Here is a 22,666-nt window from a genome sequence, read left to right on the forward strand (position 1 = left end):
ACTCCTTTATCTTTCTTATTGTAATTCCGTATCATCAATCCCATCTTTCTGACTTCAAGTTTTCCGATATATCTTTTTTAAAATGAGGGAATTTGATTTTACTCACCATTAAATAAGCCAATACGCATGTGCCAAACGCCACGGAAACTGGATTATTCAAAAAGCATAAAATAAGAAGACACATTGCCGCGAATGGAATGGGCATGCCTATAAATGTCGGGAGTTTGCTTTGCTGTGTGTTAAATCTAGCAAGCCGAAGCATTCCACAAATACTGTAAGCAAGCGCACATAACATACCGATAGACTGCAAATCTTTTAAAGCGACACTGTATGCAAGAATAGACGGTGCCACACCAAAGGTAACTAAATCCGCAAATGAGTCTAACTCTCCACCTATTTCCGAAACAGAATCAAGTTTCCTAGCGACCATGCCATCAAAAAAATCAAATAACATACCTGTAATAATAAAGACTGCTCCCAAATACATATCGTGAACGAAAACAGCGTAAATCGCCAAAAGCCCACATACAAAATTTGCTATCGTAATCACATTTGGTATGTAACTCATAACATGCTTTTCCTCCCTTCTACTAATTGCTTCATCTAGGTTCTTACTCATTAGAATCCAGATCCTTCTGTTTTTCTTCCAATATAACTTTATTGATTTTCGTTAATGTATCGGTCATTTGCTCTAAAGCATCGATATCGATTTTAGAAAAGTATTTCTCAATTAATACATCATCTAACTCAGACAACCGCTCTATATACTTACTACCGTTTGGACCAAGTGTAAGGAAATACTCCCGTTTATTATTAGGGTTTACTTGTTTCGAAATCATCTTCTGTTTTTCCAATTTCGATAAAACTTGGCTCACAGCGCTTTTGGATATATTAAAAGTACTCGCAATGTGATTTGCTGTCGTGTTTTCATTTAAATTGATATGAAATAGCATGTTCTCTTGCTGTCCTGTAAGACCAAACTCATCCTTTAACTCCTGAAATAGTAAAATGTAGAATTCATTATAGGCTCGATTCATTTCATTAATTACTTCTTTATACGATCTAGTCATAACATTCTTCCTCCGATCATGCTGTTTTTTCATTTTATCTAATAGTTTAGTTAACTAAACTATATTATACCTTTATGTTTGTGTAAAGGGAAATCTATCTCCATACTTTATTCACAATGAAAAAAGAAGACATCCATTAAGATGTCTCCTTTTCATACTTAAGATTTCAAACTCTCACCATTCGTCTCAATTACTTCTTTATACCAATTGAAACTGTTCTTCTTCGATCTTTTTAATGAACCTTTTCCTTCATTATCTTTATCAACGTATATATATCCGTAACGTTTTTTCATTTCTCCAGTAGAAGCACTTACAAGGTCAATTGGGCCCCAGCTTGTGTATCCGATAATATCTACTCCGTCTTGTATTGCTTCTGACATTTCCGTCATATGTTTTTGTAAGTAATCAATACGATAGTCGTCATTTACTTCGTCTTCAGCATTTAATTGATCAATTGCACCAAGACCATTTTCAACGACAAATAAAGGTTTTTGGTAACGATCGTAAAGTTGGTTCGCTGTAATACGGAAGCCTTTCGGATCAATCGTCCATCCCCACTCTGATTTTTCAAGATACGGATTTTCAACAGAACCAAATACATTTCCGCTCGTTATACTTTTTAACACTTCTGGATCCGTACTTGTTGCTCTACTTGCATAATAGCTAAAGCCAATATAATCAACCGTATGCTCTTTCAAAATGGATTCGTCTTCTTTCTCCATTTCAATTGTTAAATTGTTATCTGTAAAGAATCGTTTCGCATATCCAGGGTATTCCCCTCTTGCTTGTACATCAATGAAGAAGAATGATTCACGATCTTGTTCCATCGCGCGTAGAACATCATCTGGATTACATGTATATGGATACGTTGCACCAGCAGCAAGCATACAACCAATTTTTGCATCTGGAATCATTTCATGACACGCTTTTACAGCTAACGCACTTGCGACAAGTTGGTGATGCGCCGCTTGATACTGAATTTGTTTTTTGTTCTCCCCTTCTTTAAAAGCTAGCCCTGCTCCCATGAAAGGTAAATGTAAAAGCATATTAATTTCATTAAATGTCATCCAATATTTCACTTTATCTTTATATCTATTAAAAATCGTTTTTGCATACGTCTCAAAGAAGTTTACAAGCTTTCTATTTCTCCAGCTTCCATACGTTTCTACTAAATGAACAGGAACATCAAAGTGAGCCATCGTAACGACTGGTTCAATGCCATGCTTTAAAAGTTCATCAAATAAGTTATCATAAAACTGTAACCCTGCTTCATTCGGCTGTTCGTCATCACCATTTGGGAAAATACGTGTCCAAGCAATAGATACGCGTAACGCTTTAAATCCCATTTCTGCAAACAGAGCAATATCTTCTTTATAACGATGATAAAAATCAATTGCTTCGTGTGATGGATAAAACTCCCCTTCTACCGGTGTAAATGAATGAATATTTCCTTTCATAATATCCCAACGGTTTTCACCAGTTGGTAATAGATCAACTGTCGTTAATCCTTTTCCGTCTTCTAAATATGCGCCTTCAACTTGATTGGCCGCAATCGCTCCACCCCATAAAAATCCTTTAGGAAAAATAACTTTAGACATATAGAAAAACTCCTTTATATAAGAATTAACGAGGAAAGGCATTGCTGGTTTTAAAGAATACCTTTCGTCGTTTGAACCTGTATGAAATGTGACTACTATTTAACTCCTAACTCTAGTAAGGAATCTCCTGCTTGAATCTTTTCTACTTCAGTGTTTTTAATGCTATATTTATCATAATTTGTAACAACAACTGGTGTTGTCACAATATAACCCGCCTTTTGGATTTCAGCTATATTAAATTCAATTAGTAATTGCCCTTTTTCTACTCTCACTCCTTGTTCAATATGAGAAGAGAAAAATGCGCCATCTAATTTCACCGTGTCCATCCCAATATGGATTAAAATTTCAGCACCTGAATCCGCCGTAATTCCTACTGCATGATTCGTCGGGAAAAGTGCAGAAATCGTACCTGAAACTGGTGAAAACAACTTTCCTTCTGAAGGCTCAATCGCAACCCCTTCGCCCAAAGCACCTGATGCGAATGCAGCATCGTCAATATTTTGGAGCGGCTTAACTACACCATGAAAAGGACTAAAGATTATTTCATCATGGTTTGATGCAGCAATTTTATCAATTGTTCCAGCTGTTTCTGTAGATGTTTGCTTTTTAGTAAAGCCGAATAAGTAAGTAAGAATAAAACCTACTATTAAAGAGACAACCATCGCAACAATTGCGCCCCAAAATCCAGCTGTAATCCCATCTTTCGGACTAATGAATGTTGGAAGTGCAAATATACCAAGCCCGCCTGTCATATACCCTTGTGTACCAAATACGCCAAGTATTGCACCGCCAATTCCTCCAGCAATACAGCTCATAATAAACGGCTTTTTAAGAGGAAGTGTAATACCATAAATCGCCGGCTCTGTAACGCCGAAAATACCTGAAATAAAAGCTGGAATACTAAGTGTTTTTAATTTCTGGTCCTTCGTTTTCATCCAAACACCAAGAACAGCACCAATTTGAGCAAATGAAGCAGCAAATATGAGTGCTAGTATCGGATCGATACCGTGCACTGCTAAATTATTAAAACCAATCGGAACAATTCCCCAATGAAGACCGAAAATAACGAGTACTTGCCAGAAAGCGCCGAGTAGCATACCCGCTACTAACGGGCTTAAATTATAAGCCCAAAGTGTGGCCTGTCCTAAAAATTGTCCTGCCCACGTCGCAATTGGACCAATAACAAGAAATGTAACTGGTACAACGATTAGTAATGCGAAAAATGGTACTACAAATGTTTTCACAACATCCGGAATAACTTTCTTTAAAGACCTTTCTACTTTCGCTCCAAAATAAGCAGCAAGAATAATTGGAATAACAGATGATGCATAATTCATTAAAATAACTGGTATTCCTAAAAACGTAATATGAATTGGTGATTCAAACATCGTTCCTGCAAATAGCGTATATAATGGCTCACTTGCTGTTAAACCTGATAAAGCCGGATAAACTAAAGCTCCCCCAATTGCCATACCGATGAATGGTGACCCTCCAAATTTCTTACTTGCTGTATATCCTAAGAAGATCGGGAAGAAATAAAATAACGAATCGCCAATCGCATTTAATATTTGATACGTTCCTGACTGAGTACTTAACCAACCTAATGCTAAAAATAATGCATTCAACCCTTTAATCATCCCAGTTGCAGCTAATACTCCTAAAATAGGAGTGAAAATGCTAGAAAGAATATCTATAAGACTGCTCTTTTTCTTCTCACTCGCACTTTCTTCCTCTATTTCTTGAAATCCTCCGGTAGCAATGACCGCTTTATATACGTCGGATACATGGTTACCAATAACAACTTGATACTGCCCACCGCTTTTCATAACAGTCACAACATCTTCCATACTTTTCAGTATTTCCGTATTTGCTTTCCCCTCATCTTTTAACTGAAATCGTAAACGCGTTATACAATGCACAACGCCATTTATATTTTCTCTTCCGCCAACATTTTTCAGTATGTCTTTTGCCAATTGCTCATACTTCATAGTCGTTCCCCTCCTTACAATCATCCCATTTATCATTTTTATAAAGTGAAACTTTAATCAGTGGGGGTTTTGTTCATCCACACTGATTATTAGTTGAACCAATCGGGCGTTTACGGGCAGTTGACCTCTCACCTAACTTCTTTGCCCCAGCCGAATTTTGAGGTGGGAGTTTTACTGCCCGTTAATGCGGGATAAAAGAAAAAACCTAAACTAACCATAACGGCGTGATACATACGAATCACTCCATTAAAAGTCAATTTAGGTTTTGCCTGCCAAACAGTAACAATCCCGTTTATTCAATTACATAATTCATTGCGCTTCGTTACACGATGAATGTGCAACGTTAAGTACACCTTTTCATCTTTTGAAAGATGATTATTATGTGCTTTTTGTAAGTATGCTTCAATTTTTTCTGTACAACAATATGCCTCATGATACTTATTTTTCACTTGCTCATATAAAAAATCATCATCGGCCGAATTCAATTCCTTCTGCATTAAACGCTGGGCAAAATATCGTAAATGCGTTACAAACCGACTATAATTAAATGAATTTTCATCTAAGTTCATCTTATAGTGGTACTTAACAACATTTAAAATATCTTGGACGATTTTCGTCATCGCCACCGTTTGCTGCATCGCCGGCTCTCCTTGTTGCGCATTAACGAAATGTAGTGCAATTGACCCCGCTTCATCTTCAGAAAGTCTAACCCCAGTCTCTTCTTCAATAATGTTCAAAGCTTCTAGACCAATTTCAAACTCTTTCTGATAAAACCTCTTAATTTCCCAAAGCAAAGTATTTTTGAGATCCATTCCTTCTTTATGCCGCGTTAAAGCGAAACTTAAGTGATCCGTTAATGTAAGATAAATATAATCACTTAAAGTCCCCGGCAAAACTGTCTTCGCAAACTGAATGATCCTCTCTGTAATTTCTAAATTCTGCACAGGAATTTCAGTTAACAACCTAGCAAGTTTCTCTGATAATTCCTTTGTTTCTATAACAAAGGTTTTTTCTATCTTAGATTCATCAATTGTATCGCCTACTTTTTTCTGAAATCCCAAACCTCTGCCCATAAGTACAACTTCTGTCTCATTATCCTTCGTCGTACAAACAACATTATTATTTAAGATTTTATGGATTCTCATATTGTTCCGCCTTCTTTTTTTACTAAAGTCACAAATGGTAATAAAAAAACCTAAACTGATCCCAAAAGCCTCATTACACCCGTAGCCTCTAGATCAATTTAGGTTTTGCCTGCCGAACAGTAACAATCCTTTTACTTATTAACTTAACCTTATTATACACAATAAGTAAGCGTTTGCAATGATAAATTATTGAACATTTTTTTACAAGAGAAAACAAAGACGATTCATTTTTAGTTCTTCTTTATATTCCATAAAGGACTTCCCTTTCTCATTCCATATACTACATCACATATATGATTCTGAATAATTAAACGTAATTATTACACAAATTCCATATAGACCCATTATTGGTTAGAATGTTATAATTGAATTACCCTACATAGTTACTCATAGTCAGACTGAGAAACTAGCGTCTTATTAAGCAATGCGCATAACTCAAATAAAAAAGACACTTTACAGTGTCTTTTTTATTTACATTCTATTCATTTTTCTTTCATAAGGATTATCTCTTTTTACACGAAATCTATCAAATGATAAAGGAGACTATCAAATGGAACATCCTATTGCAAGAGAACTGCGTTACATACGTGTATGCCTTATCATCTTAATCATTGTCGTTGCATTTTGGAACCGTGAGAAAGTTGTGGAAATCACTGATCATGGTAGCGATCCTACCTCAAACATCAGCAATATGACCCAAGTTGGTGAGAATACATTTGCATACAAAGATGAATCTAATCAAATTAAAATATTTAAGTTTAACCCGGATACGTATGAAATAAAACTAATAAGAGAGTTTATTGCTGACGAATATGAATTAAATAAAGTGGATAATTCCAATTGATAGAAGGCACCTTAAGGTGTCTTTTCTTTATTTTCAAAAGGACCTGCTCAATTCATGCGTAAAAACATAAAGTAAATGGAATCCGTTAAAAAACATGAGTGATCCCTTGTTTTCCCCTCTTATCTAAAGGAGGAACTATTATGGGCTTTGGTGGTAGTTGTGGCGGCTGTGGCTTTGCTGGAGGCTTCGCTTTATTAGTTGTGTTATTCATTTTATTAATCATCGTTGGAGCTTCTTGCTTCTGCTAAAAAACTATCGGAAAAGACACTCATATATGGGTGTCTTTTCTTTATAAACTAAAAAGTATGAGAAGTGAAGCCTTTAGCCATAATTACAACTAAAGGCTTTTTTTGTATATAACTAAAAAAGGAGATAACTTTATGGAACATAATAAAAATGGCATGCTTGCTTTAATCGTTTTCTTTGTAGGACTAGCATTTTTTGTTATCGGTATGGTTTATCATTTATGGGGATCAATTTAAAAATAAATAGCGATTCATTTAAGAAAAAGTACTCACATGAGTACTTTTTTCTTAAGATGTAATGTAAAGACGTTCTAATCTTACTTACATGCATACAATTATCAATGACGGTTATATAACCGAGAAGATTATAGATTATCAATTTAGCAATCTACATGTATATGATTGGGAAGGGAGATAAAAGCTGAAAATGTTAGAAATTATTTTTGCTGTTGTGTTACTTTTGTCTAGCATCACTCTCATCTTTATCCAGCGTGGTGTGACGAAAAAGAATGTATTCATTTTAATGATAAATTACGCATTCTTATTGGCAACCATCGTTGTAATTGGCGCAAATTGGCGGATGATACCTGCTTATTTCTTAACACTCATTTTAACATTACAAGTTTTTTTGAAACCCAAAACTACAGTCGTTTCCAAGAAATTAGCTATAAAAGTTTTAAAAAGTGTAGGAATTATTGTGACTGCTATCGCAATGTTTACGTTCCCCTTACTTTTTCCGATCATAACACTCCCAGAGCCTACGGGAAAATATACAGTAGGAACGAAGGCTTTTCATTTAATTGATAAAAGTCGAAAGGAAACCGCTGTACCGAGTAGTCATGGAAATCGTGAGTTAATGATACAAGTGTACTATCCTGCCGAAAAAGGATCAGGGAAACCTTCTGCTTATTTTGAGAACATAGACGCGCTAGCTGAACAATTGGCAGTAACAAAAGGTGCTCCGTATATCGTAACGACACATTTAGGACTGACAAAAACACATTCTTATCAAGACGCTAAGCCAATTCAAGCTAAGGAAAAATTCCCCCTCCTTTTATTCGGGCACGGAATGGAATTATACGGGCAACAAAATACATTCCAGTTAGAAGAACTAGCCAGTCAAGGTTATGTAGTAATCGCTCTTAATTTTACAGGATATGCAGCAACAACAATTTTTCCTAATGGAAACCGTGTAGACTCCATACCAATTGAATTTACACCTACCGCCTTAAATAATATGGTTCGAAAGTGGGAACAGGATACTTCTTTTGTTTTAGATAAAGTAATGGAGGGTACTTTTGATAAAAACTTTAAAACGATTGGAGATTTAATCGACTATGACAAAATTGGCATGCTAGGTCACTCTTATGGAGGGGCAACTTCCGCACAAATGTTAGTAAAAGATAATCGGATTAAGGCCGCAATTGATATGGATGGTGGATTGTACGGGGAGCCAATGCCTAAAGATGGTCCTCAGAAACCATTCATGTTGATGAATGCGGAGGCTACGATTCATTATATGAAAGAAGCGGAAAATCAAAAGACAGGCGGAATTCAAGATGAATTGTTTGAAATATCCTATTTAAGAAATACAACCGTTGAAAAACCTGGTGTATACACAGTAGTAATTCCAAAAGCGAATCATAATAGTTTTACAGATTTAGCAGCATTTTCCCCTATTATGAATGAACCCGGCGAAGATGTAGCCGCAAATCATAAACTGATTAATAAACTAGTGACTAGCTTTTTCGATCAAACTTTAAAAGGAATAAATGAAAAACATTTAGAAGAAATTCAGAAGCAACATCCTGAACTTCATCTCATTAAGCACTAATATCATGAAACCCCTCATTATGCTTGAGGGGTTTCTATTTTCTAACTTAAAATGTACGTATTTAATAGACCTCTTAGTAGTGTTACTCTATGCCCATCAAGTTAAGATATCCGTTGTTCCCTAAAACGAAAAAAAGAGTTAAATTTACATAAATAACTGCCAAGAGATAAAAATTTCGTTTTGGGGGTACCTCAAAATCTTAGCTTGATGGTGATGGGGTGCTACCCATAAAAGAAAATGAGTCTTATTAAATTAGGACTCTTTTTTTCTTTTCTGAAAGTAAACTTTTGAATAGAAATTTACTTTCGATATCATTAAAGAATGTTAAAAAAACGACCTTTAATCAATCGTTTTTTTAACATTTCCTTTTTCTAAAACCACAGAAAAGATAAGTACTATAGTTAACACCATAATAAACCTTACTTCACTTCCATCACTTACAAAAAATGAATACAAAGTATAAATTAAAATTAATATTCCATAAATAAATTTATGCAATGGACTCCCCCCTTTTTCTGTGAATTTTTTAGTATAAAAGTTTAATTCAAGTCCTGTATCAAATTGATAAGAGAAAAGTACCTGTGATATACATAAAGTGCTTTTCTCTTATCAATTTATCTATTTCCACTACACTTATTTATTTTCTTTTTATAACTTAAACCTCTTCAAATCGTACTTTTCTAGAGTTTGCTGCAATTCATTTTGTTCATATGGAATATGTTTATCTGTCTGTATATCTTCAACATTTGCTCCACCTGTTAATACTGTTGTAATCATTTTGTATTGCCCTCCTTTTGTTTGATTACTTGTATCATAAAACAAGTATCTGAAGTTGATATGTAGTCTATCTAGAGTGTATGTAAATTTAAAAAATCTCTAACAAAATGTTTGTATTGTAACGTTCCTACCAAAACTATTGCTCCAAACACCATGATTTGAAGAGACAGTACCCCATGTTCTAGCCTCAATTCCTGCTACAGTTCTATATCGAATAAAACTAGTTGATCCCAATAATATAAAAAGAGCATCACTTTTTGGATGCTCTTCGTTATAACTAACTATATATTATTTAATTTCCTTCTTTTGCTGGTACCATTTTTCCTTGTTGAGAACCCGTACCTTCTGTTCTTTCAACAAATTTTGCACCTTCTGGTTTTTCAAGGTTTTCAGTTTCAAATACAGGATTTGATTCTGTACCTTCTTTTATTGGTAAATTCTTTCCTTGTTGAGAACCTGTACCCTCTGTTCTCTCAACAGATTTTGCATGCTCCGGTTTTTCAAAGGCGTCGCTATATTTTGAGTTTTCTACTTTTTGATCTAATTTTATATCTTCTGCACCTACTCCACCACCGGCTAATAATCCTGTACTTAAAAGTGTTCCTGCTAATAATGTTTTAAACATTTCTATCATCTCCTTGTGTTTGATGACCTTTATCTTAAAACACGTATCTGAAGTTGTTATGTAGTTTATCTAGAGTGTATGTAAATTTTAAAAAACTCTAATAAAATGTTTTTTTCATAGTTTTAGCAAAGCCTAATGATTTTAAATTAGTTTTATTTATACACTATTTTTTTTGAAATGTTAATGAACATCTTATAATAACGAAAGTAAACTTTTAAATATTAGTTTACATTCAAATCCCCTCAAATATTGACTTCTCACCAAATCCCCTGATATCCTCAATTTATACAACAAAAGTATACATTCAAAACACTATAAGTAAAGAAGATATCGAATCATAAATCAATATCTTCTTTACTTTCAAAAGGACCTTCTCAATTAATACGTAAAAACATAAAGTAAAATGAATCCGTTAAAATGCATGAATGACTCCATGTTTAATCCTCTTATCTAAAAGGAGGAACTATTATGGGCTTTGCTGGAGGATTTGCTTTATTAGTTGTATTATTTATTTTATTAATCATCGTTGGAGCTTCTTGCTTCTGCTAAAAAAACTATCAGAAAAGACACTCTTATAAAGATGTCTTTTCTTTATGAAAAAATCCCCAAACTTCAGAACTAAATGCCCTTTTGTAATAACCAATTCATACATAACCTCTTCTAATTTTTAAACTAACACTTGATTGAACTGATTTTGTAATTTCTGATTAATAAAATACTAATAATCATAGATTATTGTCGGTATCTCATTAACAAACTTCAATAAGTAAATTTTAAAAACTATTATACATGCTCATACATAAATGAAAAAAACGCATATATTGGAACTGAATAGTTTTAAAAATATAAAATAATTTCAAAAAGGAGATTAGATAATATGAGCGAAGAATGTCCAATTACGGTGCCATGTCAAGTCGCAGGACAAACTCAAACACCATTAAGTGATGAAGCTGCAACACCCATTCTTACTCCAGCACCAATTGTAAAAATACCAGTTGTATTAGCAGAAAGAACAGTTCAAATTGTTGTGGAATCCGATATTACATTAGCACCTGTAGCAACTGAAATTAAACGTGTCCTAAAAAATGTATTTTTAACACAATGTAAGTTAGTTCCTGTAGCATTTACTCCAGTACCAGGTACAGTTTTCCGCCGAGTTACAAGAGCAAAATTATTTGTACAAGGGTTTATTCGTAAAAACATTGAATATGCGGGTGATGGATGTAATTCAGTGCTATTTGATCGCATTGCAAATGTTCCATTCTCTGGATTTGCAGATTTAACAGAGGGTGATTTTCTAACACTGCCTTTAATAGCAGCTTCTTCAGACGCAACATCTCACTTTATTAATCCAAAAGACGGTGATTTACCACGTTTAGACAAATACTTCTTCGAAAATGCAGTTGTTTATAACGAACAACCGTATTGCGAATTAGTCAGCGCTAACTTCTTTGAATTAGACTTTTCCCCTTGTCCAACAGAATTAAACGCAACATTTGATACAATTCGTGAAAAAATTGTACTAGATCTTACTTTGAAAGTTTTACAAGTACAACAAGTACAAATATAAAACAAAGAAGCACTCATTTTGAGTGCTTCTTTGTTTTATACATTTATAAATAAGAAAACTTCTTATTTTTCAAAACCAACCTAAGCAAAAGAACACCAATGCCCGTTGGTGTTCTTAGGAGGAAGACTATAAAATAAAGGTAAAATGAAATAAGCGAGCGGAACCATTCCAATAATATAATATATGTTTCACTAACATTTATAGTGCCAAAAATTAAATATTATCATTAACAATAAATAGAAAACTCACTTCCTATCTTTTTTCAAATAAACAGCAAAAGTCCCTCTACCATTAGATTTTAATTTATTTACCAAACAGGCGAATCCAAAACGACTTCTTCTGTTCTGAAGCTGCTATAAGACGCTTACTATCTTGTATTTCTCTTAATACCTGCATTAATTGAACATCTCTTTGTTCTTCTCTTATTATTCTTTAAGCATCAGTTTCCTGTAAAAGTTTACTTTGTTGATCCAATCTTTGAATTAACTCTAAATTAAGTTGTTCCAATCGTTCTATACGTTCTGCTAATGCTTTTATGTGTTCTGTATCCGCTACGCTATCCGTAGCAACAGTTGCTACCTCATTTCCTGAAACACTTGCCATTGCTAGATTTATAGCCTGTTCTAGCGTTACTTTCTTCTCGCTCATTGTACAAAAACCACATCTCTAGCAAGATTCCGTAAGGCATTTGGAGATAAAAAACTTTGAATCTCTTGAGCAAATAGTTGTAATTCGTCAGACACAGAAACAGACATAAAAAACGCTATTCTTTCCTATGATTCTACAGAAAGAATAGCGTTTTTTTTCATTTTAGGGGGCATTTCTTTTTATTAGCTTGATACCGATGTGACGATACCCCTTTATTGTTTTTCAGACTTCGCTTGTTCTAGAATGTATGCTTCTTCTTGTTCCGGTGTCGCTAATTCGTATGCTTTACCAGTGCTGTTATTGTCCCATTCCCATAATAAATTATGCTCCTCAACCGATTGAGAGAAATCGCCTTCATACCAACGAACCAAAATCTTGAGGTACTGTTCTTTATGTTGTAAGGTTCCACTATTACTTTCATCAATCGCTCGACGCACTTTTTCGATGTTTTCTGGAGTCATTTTGATAAAACCTTGCTTTTCCTGAGATAATACTTTTTGATGAGTCATTTTGTGCATTGCATTGATTATATGACGATCAGAATTAAGATCAAGTATTACCTCTTCCCCTTTAATTCTCTCAGTCTGCTTTTCCTTAACGTCTGAGCCTGCATACTTACTGACTTTGTAGCCAGTAAAAATACCAACTGCTATAGCAATAACTAAGGTTGATGTGATTTTAATCCACTTTTTCAAACCTCTTATCCCCCTTTTATTGAAGTGTACCATAAAAGAAGAGCTGTACCTCCATATCTATCTGTGAGATCTACATAACGTATCATTATCAGTAGTCAACGATGCATAAAATTTTCGTTTGGGTAGGACTTTAAAATCTTAGCTTGATAACAATATGGTATTACTCCTAAATCTACTAAGTTTTTAGAATTGCTATAAGTATTTTAATATGTTCTGCTGTCTTCTACTTTAAAACAATAAAAAAAGGCCCCATTACTGGGGTGCTCAAAAAATAATATAAGTAAATGAATTAAAACAAATAAAAGACTACTAAAATATATACGATTAACATCATATATTCTGTATATATGTAACATTGCATAAAAATACTTATTATTACATGCTATACTAAAACAGGAGTCGATAATTGTTATTTTCTTCTTAGTTTTAAAGCAATATGGATATACCTTCTGATCACATTTGGATTGTACAAGTAAAAAAAGACATCTTAATTGATGTCTTCTTTTCTTATATTTTTATGAATTCTTTTGTGTAGATGCTCTCCAATCACGAAAAGATGTTGGGCGTCCAGAATAAGCTCTTTGCTTTGTAACAACTGGTTTTTCTTCAAGAATACTCAAAGCTATTTGCATTTTCTCCAGCTGTTCTCGCAAAGCTTGCTGTTCAATCTTTAAATCCGTAAGTAAACGTAAAATCATTTCAGAATTAGCCATAAAGATCCTCCTTCCCCCAATACACAGAATAAAATACAATATGTAAATGACAAACTACCCGTGACAAAAACAAAGCCGTCCATTCCCTAAAATCCCAAGTTTCTTTATTTTTTTCAAAAGGACTTACTCCATTTATCCGTAAAAAACATAAAGTGAAATAAATCCATTCATATATGGACCTTATGGAAGGAGGAGTTAATATGGGCTATGGCTATGGCTATGGCGGTAGTTGTGGTGGAGGCTGTGGTTTCGGCGGTGGATTCGCCTTACTTGTTGTGCTATTCATCTTATTAATCATCGTTGGCGCTAGCTGTTGGGGCGGCGGATTCGGCTGCTAATAAGAGGCACTCTTGGGAGTGTCTTTTTTTGTTTTTGGATGTACAGCCAATATACATATTACTTCATATAGTAGTTTATCAACGCTAAAAGTCACTGTCACAAAAAAACAGTAGGCTTTTATTTTGTTACTTAACAAGATTAGAAAAGGATTACAATTCACCCTATTGTATTTTTTGTTTAATATTCCTTGTTATTTTCCCTCTCGAGAATTGCAAATTTTAAAATTGACACGGCATTTCATTCACCTTATACTGTTATTAACAGCACACTGTTAATAACAGTAATATAATTCATTATAGGAGGTCTATTCATGAAACATACAGGAAGACATACAGGCGCATTTCTTTTGTTATTTCTAGCCGAGGAGGATAACTATGGCGGGCAATTATTGCAAAAGTGCGAAGAAGAACTTCCAGTCAATCCAATCGATAGCGCTATTCTATATCGCACGCTAAAGAAATTAAAAAATGAAGGTGCGATTGAATCTTATGTAAGTACAACTCATCAAGACAAACCGAGAAAGATGTACAAAATTACCCCTGCTGGAAAGGAACAATTGGCAGATTTTCAAATGGATATTGAAGAAAAAATGAAAAACTTATCCTTTTTCCTAGACAAATATAAAGACTTAAAGGAATCCAATCATGATTAATGGTGTCATCCTTTACACTTTAGCCATTATTCTTACGGGAATTTCTTTTATGAAAGATCGTAATAAAACGAAAGACGCTCTATTTAAGTCATGGAAAATGTTTCGAAATCTTCTACCTGCCATGCTTTCCATCATGCTTTTCGTTGGACTATCACTTTCTATATTAACGCCGGCCTTCATCTCTTCCATCATTGGAGAAAAGTCTGGATTCTTAGGTATTGTTTATTCTGCAATCCTCGGCTCTGTGGCACTCATCCCAAGCTTTGTCGTGTTCCCTCTTGGAAATACATTAGTACAACATGGTGCAGGACTCCCTCAAGTTGCAGCACTTATGTCTACACTCATGTCAGTAGGGCTTACAACCATGCCGATGGAGCAAAAGATATTTGGGAGAAGATTTGCTTACGCACGTAATGCATCTGCATTACTCATGTCTCTCCTATTCTCATATATCATTTGGGTGGTGATGGTATGAAGGAACTAAAAAGATATCGCTTCTTTTTCATTTTACTACTGGGGCTCTTTGTATTAACTTTTATAAATCAATCTTTAGGCTGGACCGCATTACAACTAACAGGGAATAGTATTTTAGATATGCTGTTTCTCCTTCCTCCTGTCTTAATATTTGTAGGATTACTTGATCAGTGGGTGAAGAAAGAAACGTTAATTAAATATATGGGAGAAAAATCAGGCATCTATGGTATCTTATTCTCCCTATTATTAGGAGGAATTGCAGCTGGCCCCCTCTACGTCGCCTTTCCAATCGCCGCACTACTATTAAAAAAAGGTGCGAGCGTTAGATACATCGTATTTTTCTTAGGCGTTTGGACAACTGCGAAGTTACCGATTATCGTATATGAATTTTCTTCCTTTGGAGCGACATTTACACTTATTCATATTTGCTTCGGTCTAGTATTCTTCTATGTAATGGGCATTATTTTCGAGAAGTTTTACGATCAGCGGCAATTGTTGCGGTATGATATTACAACAGAAATGTAAAAAGACATCTTTCCCTCAAGAAGGTGTCTTTTTATATGAAACTTAATTTTCGTTCTGTAAAACCCTCGTTGCTTTTACTCCCTTTTTCTCTTCTTTTAAGAACAACGATACGATTAAAGCAACAACAATAAAGATTAATCCAAGTGTAAATGCACCTTGGAATCCTGATGTTAAACCGTTTAACTTCTCTACTGGATCCATTGGATTTGCGGAGCTTTCCATATACTGAGTTGTTCCTGAAGACATTTTCGATATAAATATAGCTGTACCAATTGCGCCAGCTACTTGCTGTAACGTATTAAACAGTGCTGTTCCGTGCGGATATAGATCTGGTGTTAATTGATTTAAACCATATGTTTGTGCTGTCATTACAAACATGAGTCCAACCATTAATACGCTATGCATAATAATAATTTGTAGCATTGATGTGTCAGGAGTAAGACCTTTAAATAAGAACATTGCAATCCCTACTAACACGATGCCGGGAATGATAATAACTTTCGGACTAAATTTATCAAATAGTTTACCTGCAATCGGTCCCATTATGGCGCTAATAATGCTACCTGGAAGCATTATAACTCCTGATTTAAAGGCTGTAACAAGTAAAACTGTTTGCAAGAACATCGGCAATAAAGTCATTGTTGAGAATAACGACATCATAACAATGACAATTAATCCAACTGATAATGTAAACATCGGAACTTTAAATGCGCGTAGCTCTAAAATTGGATTCTCGATTTTTAATTGGCGAACGACAAAAATGGATAGTGATATAAGCCCAACAATTAAAGCGCCATACACTTTCGCATCTGACCATCCTAAATCACCTGATGCACTAAAGCTATACACAATCCCGCCGAATCCTAATGTCGATAAAAGAATAGATGGATAATCTACTTTTGGCCTTGTTAACTCTGAAACATTTTGAATGTACTTCATTCCAATTACAATGGAAATAATTACGATCGGAACGACAAAGTAGAATAACCAGCGCCAATTCAGTGAATCAACGATTACTCCAGATAATGTAGGACCAATTGCTGGAGCTGACATCATAACGAGTGCGATTAACCCCATCGTAGCACCACGTTTTTCAGGCGGACAAATAATTAAAATCGTATTCATTAATAACGGTGAAATTAACCCCGTCGCTACTGCTTGGACGATACGGCCGACTAATAAAACAGAAAATGTCGGTGCGAATCCAGCAATTAATGTACCAACTAAAAACGTTACCATTGCGATTAAGAACATTTGTCTCGTTGTAAGCCATTGCTGAAGTAAAGCTGTAATCGGTACTAAAACACCAACAACTAACATGTATGCTGTAGAAAGCCATTGGATTGTTGAAGCTGTTACGTCAAATTCTTTCATTAATACAGTTAACGCATTACCAAGTAACGTTTCGTTTAATAATGCAACCATTGCCCCTAAAAGTAATGCAATTAAAATGGGGGTATGTTTCATATTAGAAGTATCAACTTTGCCACTTGCAGGGCTCTTAGTTGTCATATTCATTTCGTAATTCTCCTCCTGTTTTTTACTCAAAAAGCTTTATATACACTGGAACACATGTAATATAATATACATATGTAGATTAAAAAGGGAGAATCAATTTTCAGCCATTGTATATTTAATCTACAAAAAAGGAGAATTGTAGATGAACGATAATGAAAAACAACTTGATTTACGTATTAGACGTACACATAAATTACTATGGGATTCCTTATTTGAATTAATGACACAATCAAAACAAAAATATAGTTCCATCACGATTAACCAAATTTGTGATCGTGCGATGGTACATCGAACAACATTTTACAAGCATTTTGAAGATAAAGATGCTTTATTAGCATTTGGATTTAAACGATATGGTGAGATGATTGCTGAAATACCGCTTTCTGATCGATTAAGCAAGCCGTTTCAAGTGATGGAACAATTTCTGCATCATGAGGAAATCGGTAAAATATTAGAATCGCAAATGTCTGACGAACAATTTATTAACCGTATACATTATTTGAGCCATGAAACAAGAAAGCAGGAAACGGAAGCGTTGAATCGGCTTTGTAAAAATCATACGATGCCGAATGATTTAATAACGGAATTTTATTCAGGAGTAATCACCGCATTAAGTGCGTGGTGGTTTCGAAATGAAAGAAAAGTTCCTGCAGCAGAAATGGATCAACATTTCCATCAACTCATTAATCAAAATATTTTTCAGTTCGGAAAGGAATAATTTCACCCATAAAAAAAGCCCATATGAAATGGGCTTTTTTTACATACTATTTATTCTCTTTTAACTTCTCTAGCTCCCGCTGTACTTCTTCTTGCAAATGCTGATCTAACACTTCTTGCTGATTCGGAGACTTTAAATTGTAAAAATAGTTACTGGCAGCTGTTTCTGCTTCTAATTTCTGCACGTAAGATTCAATGCGTGCAAAACCTTTCGCTGTACTTTCTGTATGGAACGAATCAATCGCTCTGTTTCTTTCTTTTATCGCTTGCGCCGCATTTAACCGCGAAACAAGAACTAGTTCTTTATATTGCAGCTCTCCATATTTCTTTTGCAATTTGTCAATTTGTTCATAAAGCGTCGCTGTTTGTTCTTTTGTTATTTCATACTGCTTGCGATATAGTTCCGCTTTTTTCTCACTCACAATTTTTTCTTGCAAGGCTAACTGCGCCATATGATCTTCTTCGCGTGATACGGCAAGCTCAGCTTGGCGAGTTCTCTTCGCAATAAGAGCATCCGTTTCTGAAATTAATGCTTCATATTTCTTTTCTAAATAATATTGATGAGAAAGTGCTTTTTCAGCCTTCGTAATTTGCTGCTCTGTTTCACGAAGATATTGCTTTAACATACTAACGGGATTTTCTATCTTATCTAACGTTTGATGCACATCCGCTACTACAATATTTTTAATACGTTTTAAAATACCCATGATTACTTCTCCTCCTTGCGAATATTACGTTCCCATTGATCTAAAATATCTACTTGTTGTTGTACTTGAAAATCGCTGTATAAATCCATATCAGTTGCCATTCTTTTTTCTTTTAATTTTTTATATGCCCAAACGATCATTGCAACAAATGCAAGTACCGGAAGGACCGGTAATAAACCAATAACTAGGAGCAATATCCCTGTCCACTTTTTAACCATATTCCCTTCAGACTTACGAAGCATGAACCAACCGAAAAGAACAAATCCAAACGCTAACAGGAATGGTATAAAGAATAAACCTTCAAACTCTTTTTCATGGTGTTTTTCATGATGCTGATCTCGCTCAAAGTTATTAAACTTTTCTTTTTGCGTAACGAAAGCTTCTCTTTCTTTATCGTGAGAAACAGTATACGCTGCTTGCTTATGCTTCTCATGATCCCACCTTTCGAACTTCATACTATGTAATCCAAACAATAGGAATGCCAGAAGTAACGGAAGGATCACAATCCATTTTAACCAACGCCATTTTTTACGTTTATTCTTTTTCATCTGTCCACCACCATCTATCATTCGTTTTGAAATAAGTAAAAAATGTATTACCTCCCTTTATCTTTGATACATTGAGTGTACGACTTAGACGTGAGAAGAGAATGAAAGAAACATGATGAATATATGAGAAATATCTAAAAATTTTCTCATAATTATTCCAAAACGAAAAAACCCAACTTCTCCATATCAAATAGAGAAATTGGGTTCTGTTTCATTATTTCTATTCACTTTAGAAACTCACATACCTATTTTCTTCAAATCCGAACTTTCAATGATTGAATGGGAATACCTAGTTTTCTTAACGCTCACCATCCACTTCGTTCATACGCTGACCTGATATTTGTTCTTCTGAACGAGGTTGTTGGATAGGAATTTTTAAAAGGAAAGAGGCCATTTTATCAGATTATAAAATAGCCTCTTTCCTTTTAAGAAAAAACCGTCGATAAATTTTTATTTCAAATATTCAGAATTGGAATTAAAATAAACAATAGGGGAAGGGGTATGAGATTACAAATTATACATAACGAGGGAATAGAAATGAAACTACAATTAAAAGCTGATTTAATGCTACTACTAGTTACATTCTTTTGGGGTGCCTCCATCTTACTTACAAAGGTTGGACTGTATGACATAGAAGAATACAATTTAATCGCATTACGATTTATTATTGCCTTTCTTTTATCAGGTTTAATATTTTACAAACATTTATTCAAAATTGATTTTAAAACTGTAAAATACTCATTTATACTAGCTTCTGTTTTATTTATCGTTTATATTTTCGCGACTTTCGGTACAAAGTATACAAGCGTTTCTAATGCTGGTTTTTTACTATGTCTCACAGTCATTTTTATTCCAATATTATCAGCTATATTTTTAAAACACATTCCTGAAAAGAAAGTTATATTAGGAATTGTGTTAACGATAATAGGAATCGGCTTATTAACATTAACTAGTGAATTCAAGATCGGTAACGGCGATATATTCTGCATACTGTCTGCCTTATTTTATGCGATTCACGTCATCATTACTGGTTCAGTAACGAAACATGTGAATTCCATTGCACTTGGGGTCATACAGCTAGGTTTTGTCGGCCTATTTAGTCTTATTTTTTCATTCATTATAGAAACACCAAAACTACCTAGCACGATCGACTCATGGCTAATCACCTTAGCCTTAAGCATATTTTGCACAGCGGTCGCTTTCATTGTGCAAGTCATCGCCCAGCAATACACTACACCTACACATACAGGTCTTATCTTTTCATTAGAACCTGTCTTTTCAGCAGGCTTTGCCTTCTTCTTCACAGGCGAAACGCTCACAGGGAAAGGATACTTAGGTGCGACGCTTATATTATTAAGTGTATTAATTGCTGAGGTGGATTTTAAGAGTTTGTTAAAGGTTAATTATAAGAAAAATATGGAATAGATATTTTACCAAAATAAATAACTACACATCCACATTGAGAGAATTCGTTTGTATTATTCTCTTAATCTAAGTGAATATCTGTCCCTCAGAAGAACATTCAGGTGACTGAAGCATACTGTGCTATGCCTTTTATTCAGCGACAGGAATTTTATTTTCTGTTGCTGATGTTAGTTTAAAATAAAGTTTGATTCAAAATGATGCCCACCCCCCTATTTTTTAGAAAACAATTCTAATTCATCAAAAGCTGGTAATTAGTAATAATTTATAGTCCAATAATCCCACTTATGTAAACCAAAAAAACATCAGATCTACTGGAGAAATTTTTAAAGATTTTACGCTACATAAAAAATACCTTTTCAGTCTAAAATTACTTTTTAATGAAATATCAAAATCCCCTAAGATTATCACCCTTAGTTTAACAGTAGCCTTTATCAACAAACGGATGCATTAGTAAATAGGATATGTGGATGAAATGCTTTATACAATTGATAGACATGGTATGTGAATATTTCCTTACTATTGGAGGGATTTCCTAATGGTTGATGATATACAACAACTTATTCAAGAGCATAGACAATTTTTCCATCATGATCATACAAGAAGTCTTCAATTTCGGCTTAAACAGTTAGAAAAGCTAAAAAATTCTATTCAAAAATATGAAAGTCAAGTGCTGAGCGCATTATATCAAGATTTACACAAAAGCGAGTTTGAAGCATACGCTGCAGAAGTAGGTTTCGCATTTAACAGTATCAATTTTATAATGAAATACCTAAAACAGTGGATGAAACCTCAAAAAGTAAAAACACCTATTCATTTTGCCCCATCCAAAAGCTACATAATAAAAGAGCCATATGGTACCGTGCTAATTATTGGACCTTTTAATTATCCATTCCAATCATTAATTGAACCTCTCATTGGGGCAATTGCAGCAGGAAATTGTGTAGTTCTCAAGCCTTCAGAAAATGCACCAAATGTTTCAGCTATAATTAACAAAATAATAAGTGAAACGTTTGATAAGCAATACATTCGTGTAATGGAAGGAGGCAGGGAAATAACTTCTTTATTGATTCATGCACCATTTGACCATATCTTTTTTACTGGTAGCGTTCAAGTTGGAAAAATTGTCATGGAAGCTGCGGCGAAAAACCTTGTACCAGTAACATTAGAACTTGGTGGAAAAGGACCAGCTATTGTCGATGAAACTGCTAACCTCGATATAGCAGCCAAGCGCATTATCTGGGGAAAATTCATAAATGCTGGCCAATCCTGTATTGCACCTGATTATGTTATTGCACACAAATCTATCAAGGTAAAATTGATTTCGAAAATGAAAGAAATCATTACAAACTTTTATGGATCAGATGTATTAAAAAGCAATGATTACGGTCGAATTATTAATGAGAGACAATTCGATAGACTTGTTTCTATATTAGAGCAGGACAAAAATTATATAGTATTTGGTGGAAATTCATCTAGAAGCCATTTATATATTGAACCAACACTTCTTGAAGTAAAATCATGGGATGATGCAGCTATGAAAGAAGAAATTTTCGGACCGATTTTACCAATTATGGATTACAATGATTTAGATGAAGTCATTTATACGGTTAACGCCCATCCCAAACCGTTAGCTTTGTATGTGTTTACTGAAAATAAAAATGTTGAAAAGCAGGTATTAGGACGAATTTCTTTTGGAGGAGGATGCGTCAACGATACAATGTCACATATGGCTAATATCCACTTACCTTTTGGCGGAGTAGGAAATGCAGGATTCGGCGCCTATCATGGAAAACATAGTTTTGATGCTTTTACACATCATAAAAGCATTTTAAAGAAAAGTTCAAGGATAGATTTAGGGCTTGTATTTCCACCATATAGGAACAAAATTAAAATTTTGCGAAAGATTTTTAAGTAATACGATTTGTTAAATATTCATGTTGGTATGAATTAAGAAATAATAAAGGGAAAATATAAAGAGTATGTTTTGAATAAAGGTTGATCAAAACATA

At 34.4% G+C, this 22,666-nt stretch carries 25 protein-coding genes and 1 pseudogene; 12 read left to right on the plus strand and 14 right to left on the minus strand.

Features of this window, described 5'->3' with window-relative positions:
• Window positions 1–34: 34 nt before the first annotated feature.
• From pssA to licT, 5 genes are all read right to left on the minus strand, one after another.
• Window positions 35–619, minus strand: a complete 585-nt coding sequence (pssA, locus tag ACQKNR_RS17585) for a CDP-diacylglycerol--serine O-phosphatidyltransferase (protein ID WP_427319131.1) — start codon at window positions 617–619, stop codon at window positions 35–37.
• Entirely contained in the window at window positions 612–1,070 is a 459-nt protein-coding gene (locus ACQKNR_RS17590; RefSeq protein ID WP_427319133.1) for a MarR family winged helix-turn-helix transcriptional regulator, read from the minus strand. The genes pssA and ACQKNR_RS17590 overlap by 8 nt, the downstream gene beginning before the upstream one ends.
• Window positions 1,071–1,228: 158 nt before the next feature.
• Window positions 1,229–2,668, minus strand: a complete 1,440-nt coding sequence (locus ACQKNR_RS17595; protein WP_427319135.1) for a 6-phospho-beta-glucosidase — start codon at window positions 2,666–2,668, stop codon at window positions 1,229–1,231.
• Window positions 2,669–2,763: 95 nt separating this feature from the next.
• Window positions 2,764–4,656 (minus strand): beta-glucoside-specific PTS transporter subunit IIABC, encoded by a 1,893-nt coding sequence (locus ACQKNR_RS17600; RefSeq protein WP_427319137.1) that lies wholly within the window; start codon window positions 4,654–4,656, stop codon window positions 2,764–2,766.
• A 296-nt stretch (window positions 4,657–4,952) separates the two neighbouring features.
• Window positions 4,953–5,801, minus strand: coding sequence for a BglG family transcription antiterminator LicT (licT, locus tag ACQKNR_RS17605; RefSeq protein WP_427319139.1), 849 nt, complete (start codon window positions 5,799–5,801; stop codon window positions 4,953–4,955).
• A gap of 550 nt (window positions 5,802–6,351) precedes the next feature.
• Here licT and ACQKNR_RS17610 point away from each other — a divergent pair.
• The 3 genes from ACQKNR_RS17610 (at window position 6,352) to ACQKNR_RS17620 (ending at window position 8,724) form a co-directional block, all read left to right on the plus strand.
• Window positions 6,352–6,645, plus strand: coding sequence for a YmzC family protein (locus ACQKNR_RS17610; protein WP_427319141.1), 294 nt, complete (start codon window positions 6,352–6,354; stop codon window positions 6,643–6,645).
• Window positions 6,646–6,785: 140 nt separating this feature from the next.
• Entirely contained in the window at window positions 6,786–6,893 is a 108-nt protein-coding gene (locus tag ACQKNR_RS17615; protein WP_000505671.1) for a YjcZ family sporulation protein, read from the plus strand.
• A 424-nt stretch (window positions 6,894–7,317) separates the two neighbouring features.
• Entirely contained in the window at window positions 7,318–8,724 is a 1,407-nt protein-coding gene (locus ACQKNR_RS17620) for an alpha/beta hydrolase family protein (RefSeq protein ID WP_427319143.1), read from the plus strand.
• Between the two features lie 339 nt (window positions 8,725–9,063).
• Here the strand turns inward: ACQKNR_RS17620 and ACQKNR_RS17625 are convergent, their stop codons facing one another.
• The 3 genes from ACQKNR_RS17625 to ACQKNR_RS17635 all read right to left on the minus strand — a co-directional run bounded on the left by ACQKNR_RS17625 (window position 9,064) and on the right by ACQKNR_RS17635 (window position 10,126).
• Entirely contained in the window at window positions 9,064–9,222 is a 159-nt protein-coding gene (locus ACQKNR_RS17625) for a hypothetical protein (protein WP_427319145.1), read from the minus strand.
• Window positions 9,223–9,372: 150 nt separating this feature from the next.
• On the minus strand, window positions 9,373–9,501 hold the full coding sequence (locus ACQKNR_RS17630) for a hypothetical protein (RefSeq protein WP_427319147.1): 129 nt from the start codon (window positions 9,499–9,501) through the stop codon (window positions 9,373–9,375).
• 292 nt (window positions 9,502–9,793) lie between these two features.
• Window positions 9,794–10,126 (minus strand): hypothetical protein, encoded by a 333-nt coding sequence (locus ACQKNR_RS17635; RefSeq protein ID WP_427319149.1) that lies wholly within the window; start codon window positions 10,124–10,126, stop codon window positions 9,794–9,796.
• Between the two features lie 468 nt (window positions 10,127–10,594).
• Here ACQKNR_RS17635 and ACQKNR_RS17640 point away from each other — a divergent pair, with 468 nt between their 5' ends.
• Both ACQKNR_RS17640 and ACQKNR_RS17645 read left to right on the plus strand, forming a co-directional pair.
• The gene (locus tag ACQKNR_RS17640; RefSeq protein WP_427319485.1) at window positions 10,595–10,675 is read left to right on the plus strand and encodes a YjcZ family sporulation protein; all 81 of its coding nucleotides are present in this window, start codon (window positions 10,595–10,597) and stop codon (window positions 10,673–10,675) included.
• Window positions 10,676–11,003: 328 nt separating this feature from the next.
• Entirely contained in the window at window positions 11,004–11,696 is a 693-nt protein-coding gene (locus ACQKNR_RS17645; RefSeq protein WP_427319151.1) for a CsxC family protein, read from the plus strand.
• A 303-nt stretch (window positions 11,697–11,999) separates the two neighbouring features.
• On the opposite strand, the pseudogene ACQKNR_RS17650 reads toward ACQKNR_RS17645, so the two are convergent.
• The 3 genes and pseudogenes from ACQKNR_RS17650 to ACQKNR_RS17660 all read right to left on the minus strand — a co-directional run.
• Window positions 12,000–12,344: pseudogene (locus ACQKNR_RS17650) on the minus strand (DUF3967 domain-containing protein); the annotation flags it as partial.
• Between the two features lie 212 nt (window positions 12,345–12,556).
• Window positions 12,557–13,039 (minus strand): PRK06770 family protein, encoded by a 483-nt coding sequence (locus ACQKNR_RS17655; RefSeq protein WP_427319153.1) that lies wholly within the window; start codon window positions 13,037–13,039, stop codon window positions 12,557–12,559.
• Between the two features lie 515 nt (window positions 13,040–13,554).
• Window positions 13,555–13,752: a preprotein translocase gene (locus ACQKNR_RS17660; RefSeq protein WP_427319155.1), complete on the minus strand. Its 198-nt coding sequence runs from the start codon at window positions 13,750–13,752 to the stop codon at window positions 13,555–13,557.
• 200 nt (window positions 13,753–13,952) lie between these two features.
• Here ACQKNR_RS17660 and ACQKNR_RS17665 point away from each other — a divergent pair, with 200 nt between their 5' ends.
• From ACQKNR_RS17665 to ACQKNR_RS17680, 4 genes are all read left to right on the plus strand, one after another.
• Window positions 13,953–14,090: a YjcZ family sporulation protein gene (locus ACQKNR_RS17665; protein WP_427319157.1), complete on the plus strand. Its 138-nt coding sequence runs from the start codon at window positions 13,953–13,955 to the stop codon at window positions 14,088–14,090.
• Between the two features lie 311 nt (window positions 14,091–14,401).
• Entirely contained in the window at window positions 14,402–14,743 is a 342-nt protein-coding gene (locus ACQKNR_RS17670; RefSeq protein ID WP_427319159.1) for a PadR family transcriptional regulator, read from the plus strand.
• Complete coding sequence (locus tag ACQKNR_RS17675; RefSeq protein ID WP_427319160.1) at window positions 14,736–15,218, plus strand: hypothetical protein; 483 nt, start codon at window positions 14,736–14,738, stop codon at window positions 15,216–15,218. Before ACQKNR_RS17670 ends, ACQKNR_RS17675 begins: the two co-directional genes overlap by 8 nt.
• The gene (locus ACQKNR_RS17680; protein ID WP_427319162.1) at window positions 15,215–15,742 is read left to right on the plus strand and encodes a permease; all 528 of its coding nucleotides are present in this window, start codon (window positions 15,215–15,217) and stop codon (window positions 15,740–15,742) included. Before ACQKNR_RS17675 ends, ACQKNR_RS17680 begins: the two co-directional genes overlap by 4 nt.
• A gap of 42 nt (window positions 15,743–15,784) precedes the next feature.
• Here the strand turns inward: ACQKNR_RS17680 and ACQKNR_RS17685 are convergent, their stop codons facing one another.
• Window positions 15,785–17,260 carry an MDR family MFS transporter gene (locus tag ACQKNR_RS17685; RefSeq protein WP_427319164.1) on the minus strand — a complete coding sequence of 492 codons (1,476 nt, stop codon included), beginning with the start codon at window positions 17,258–17,260 and terminating at the stop codon, window positions 15,785–15,787.
• Window positions 17,261–17,402: 142 nt separating this feature from the next.
• Between ACQKNR_RS17685 and ACQKNR_RS17690 the strand changes: the two genes are divergently transcribed.
• Entirely contained in the window at window positions 17,403–17,978 is a 576-nt protein-coding gene (locus ACQKNR_RS17690; protein ID WP_427319166.1) for a TetR/AcrR family transcriptional regulator, read from the plus strand.
• Between the two features lie 46 nt (window positions 17,979–18,024).
• Here ACQKNR_RS17690 and ACQKNR_RS17695 read toward each other — a convergent pair whose 3' ends face one another.
• Window positions 18,025–18,684, minus strand: a complete 660-nt coding sequence (locus ACQKNR_RS17695; protein ID WP_427319168.1) for a PspA/IM30 family protein — start codon at window positions 18,682–18,684, stop codon at window positions 18,025–18,027.
• A gap of 2 nt (window positions 18,685–18,686) precedes the next feature.
• Complete coding sequence (locus ACQKNR_RS17700; RefSeq protein ID WP_427319170.1) at window positions 18,687–19,232, minus strand: hypothetical protein; 546 nt, start codon at window positions 19,230–19,232, stop codon at window positions 18,687–18,689.
• A gap of 537 nt (window positions 19,233–19,769) precedes the next feature.
• On the opposite strand from ACQKNR_RS17700, the gene ACQKNR_RS17705 reads away from it, so the two are divergent.
• Both ACQKNR_RS17705 and ACQKNR_RS17710 read left to right on the plus strand, forming a co-directional pair.
• Window positions 19,770–20,657, plus strand: a complete 888-nt coding sequence (locus ACQKNR_RS17705; protein WP_427319487.1) for a DMT family transporter — start codon at window positions 19,770–19,772, stop codon at window positions 20,655–20,657.
• A 535-nt stretch (window positions 20,658–21,192) separates the two neighbouring features.
• Entirely contained in the window at window positions 21,193–22,572 is a 1,380-nt protein-coding gene (locus tag ACQKNR_RS17710; RefSeq protein ID WP_427319172.1) for an aldehyde dehydrogenase, read from the plus strand.
• Window positions 22,573–22,666: the final 94 nt, after the last annotated feature.

It is taken from the genome of Bacillus sp. NPDC094077 (assembly GCF_050279465.1).
In the GTDB taxonomy this organism is placed as follows: domain Bacteria; phylum Bacillota; class Bacilli; order Bacillales; family Bacillaceae_G; genus Bacillus_A.

Bases quoted from the DNA above. Each gene is read 5' to 3' on its own strand.
- ACQKNR_RS17635 (WP_427319149.1), bottom strand. From the start codon at position 10,126: ATGTTTAAAACATTATTAGCAGGAACACTTTTAAGTACAGGATTATTA.
- ACQKNR_RS17595 (WP_427319135.1), bottom strand. From the start codon at position 2,668: ATGTCTAAAGTTATTTTTCCTAAAGGATTTTTATGGGGTGGAGCGATT.
- ACQKNR_RS17600 (WP_427319137.1), bottom strand. From the start codon at position 4,656: ATGAAGTATGAGCAATTGGCAAAAGACATACTGAAAAATGTTGGCGGA.
- ACQKNR_RS17630 (WP_427319147.1), bottom strand. From the start codon at position 9,501: ATGATTACAACAGTATTAACAGGTGGAGCAAATGTTGAAGATATACAG.
- ACQKNR_RS17705 (WP_427319487.1), top strand. From the start codon at position 19,770: ATGAAACTACAATTAAAAGCTGATTTAATGCTACTACTAGTTACATTC.
- ACQKNR_RS17640 (WP_427319485.1), top strand. From the start codon at position 10,595: ATGGGCTTTGCTGGAGGATTTGCTTTATTAGTTGTATTATTTATTTTA.
- ACQKNR_RS17665 (WP_427319157.1), top strand. From the start codon at position 13,953: ATGGGCTATGGCTATGGCTATGGCGGTAGTTGTGGTGGAGGCTGTGGT.
- ACQKNR_RS17660 (WP_427319155.1), bottom strand. From the start codon at position 13,752: ATGGCTAATTCTGAAATGATTTTACGTTTACTTACGGATTTAAAGATT.
- pssA (WP_427319131.1), bottom strand. From the start codon at position 619: ATGAGTAAGAACCTAGATGAAGCAATTAGTAGAAGGGAGGAAAAGCAT.
- ACQKNR_RS17645 (WP_427319151.1), top strand. From the start codon at position 11,004: ATGAGCGAAGAATGTCCAATTACGGTGCCATGTCAAGTCGCAGGACAA.
- ACQKNR_RS17675 (WP_427319160.1), top strand. From the start codon at position 14,736: ATGATTAATGGTGTCATCCTTTACACTTTAGCCATTATTCTTACGGGA.
- ACQKNR_RS17590 (WP_427319133.1), bottom strand. From the start codon at position 1,070: ATGACTAGATCGTATAAAGAAGTAATTAATGAAATGAATCGAGCCTAT.
- ACQKNR_RS17680 (WP_427319162.1), top strand. From the start codon at position 15,215: ATGAAGGAACTAAAAAGATATCGCTTCTTTTTCATTTTACTACTGGGG.
- ACQKNR_RS17610 (WP_427319141.1), top strand. From the start codon at position 6,352: ATGGAACATCCTATTGCAAGAGAACTGCGTTACATACGTGTATGCCTT.
- ACQKNR_RS17620 (WP_427319143.1), top strand. From the start codon at position 7,318: ATGTTAGAAATTATTTTTGCTGTTGTGTTACTTTTGTCTAGCATCACT.
- ACQKNR_RS17700 (WP_427319170.1), bottom strand. From the start codon at position 19,232: ATGAAAAAGAATAAACGTAAAAAATGGCGTTGGTTAAAATGGATTGTG.
- ACQKNR_RS17695 (WP_427319168.1), bottom strand. From the start codon at position 18,684: ATGGGTATTTTAAAACGTATTAAAAATATTGTAGTAGCGGATGTGCAT.
- ACQKNR_RS17615 (WP_000505671.1), top strand. From the start codon at position 6,786: ATGGGCTTTGGTGGTAGTTGTGGCGGCTGTGGCTTTGCTGGAGGCTTC.
- ACQKNR_RS17690 (WP_427319166.1), top strand. From the start codon at position 17,403: ATGAACGATAATGAAAAACAACTTGATTTACGTATTAGACGTACACAT.
- ACQKNR_RS17685 (WP_427319164.1), bottom strand. From the start codon at position 17,260: ATGAATATGACAACTAAGAGCCCTGCAAGTGGCAAAGTTGATACTTCT.
- ACQKNR_RS17670 (WP_427319159.1), top strand. From the start codon at position 14,402: ATGAAACATACAGGAAGACATACAGGCGCATTTCTTTTGTTATTTCTA.
- ACQKNR_RS17710 (WP_427319172.1), top strand. From the start codon at position 21,193: ATGGTTGATGATATACAACAACTTATTCAAGAGCATAGACAATTTTTC.
- licT (WP_427319139.1), bottom strand. From the start codon at position 5,801: ATGAGAATCCATAAAATCTTAAATAATAATGTTGTTTGTACGACGAAG.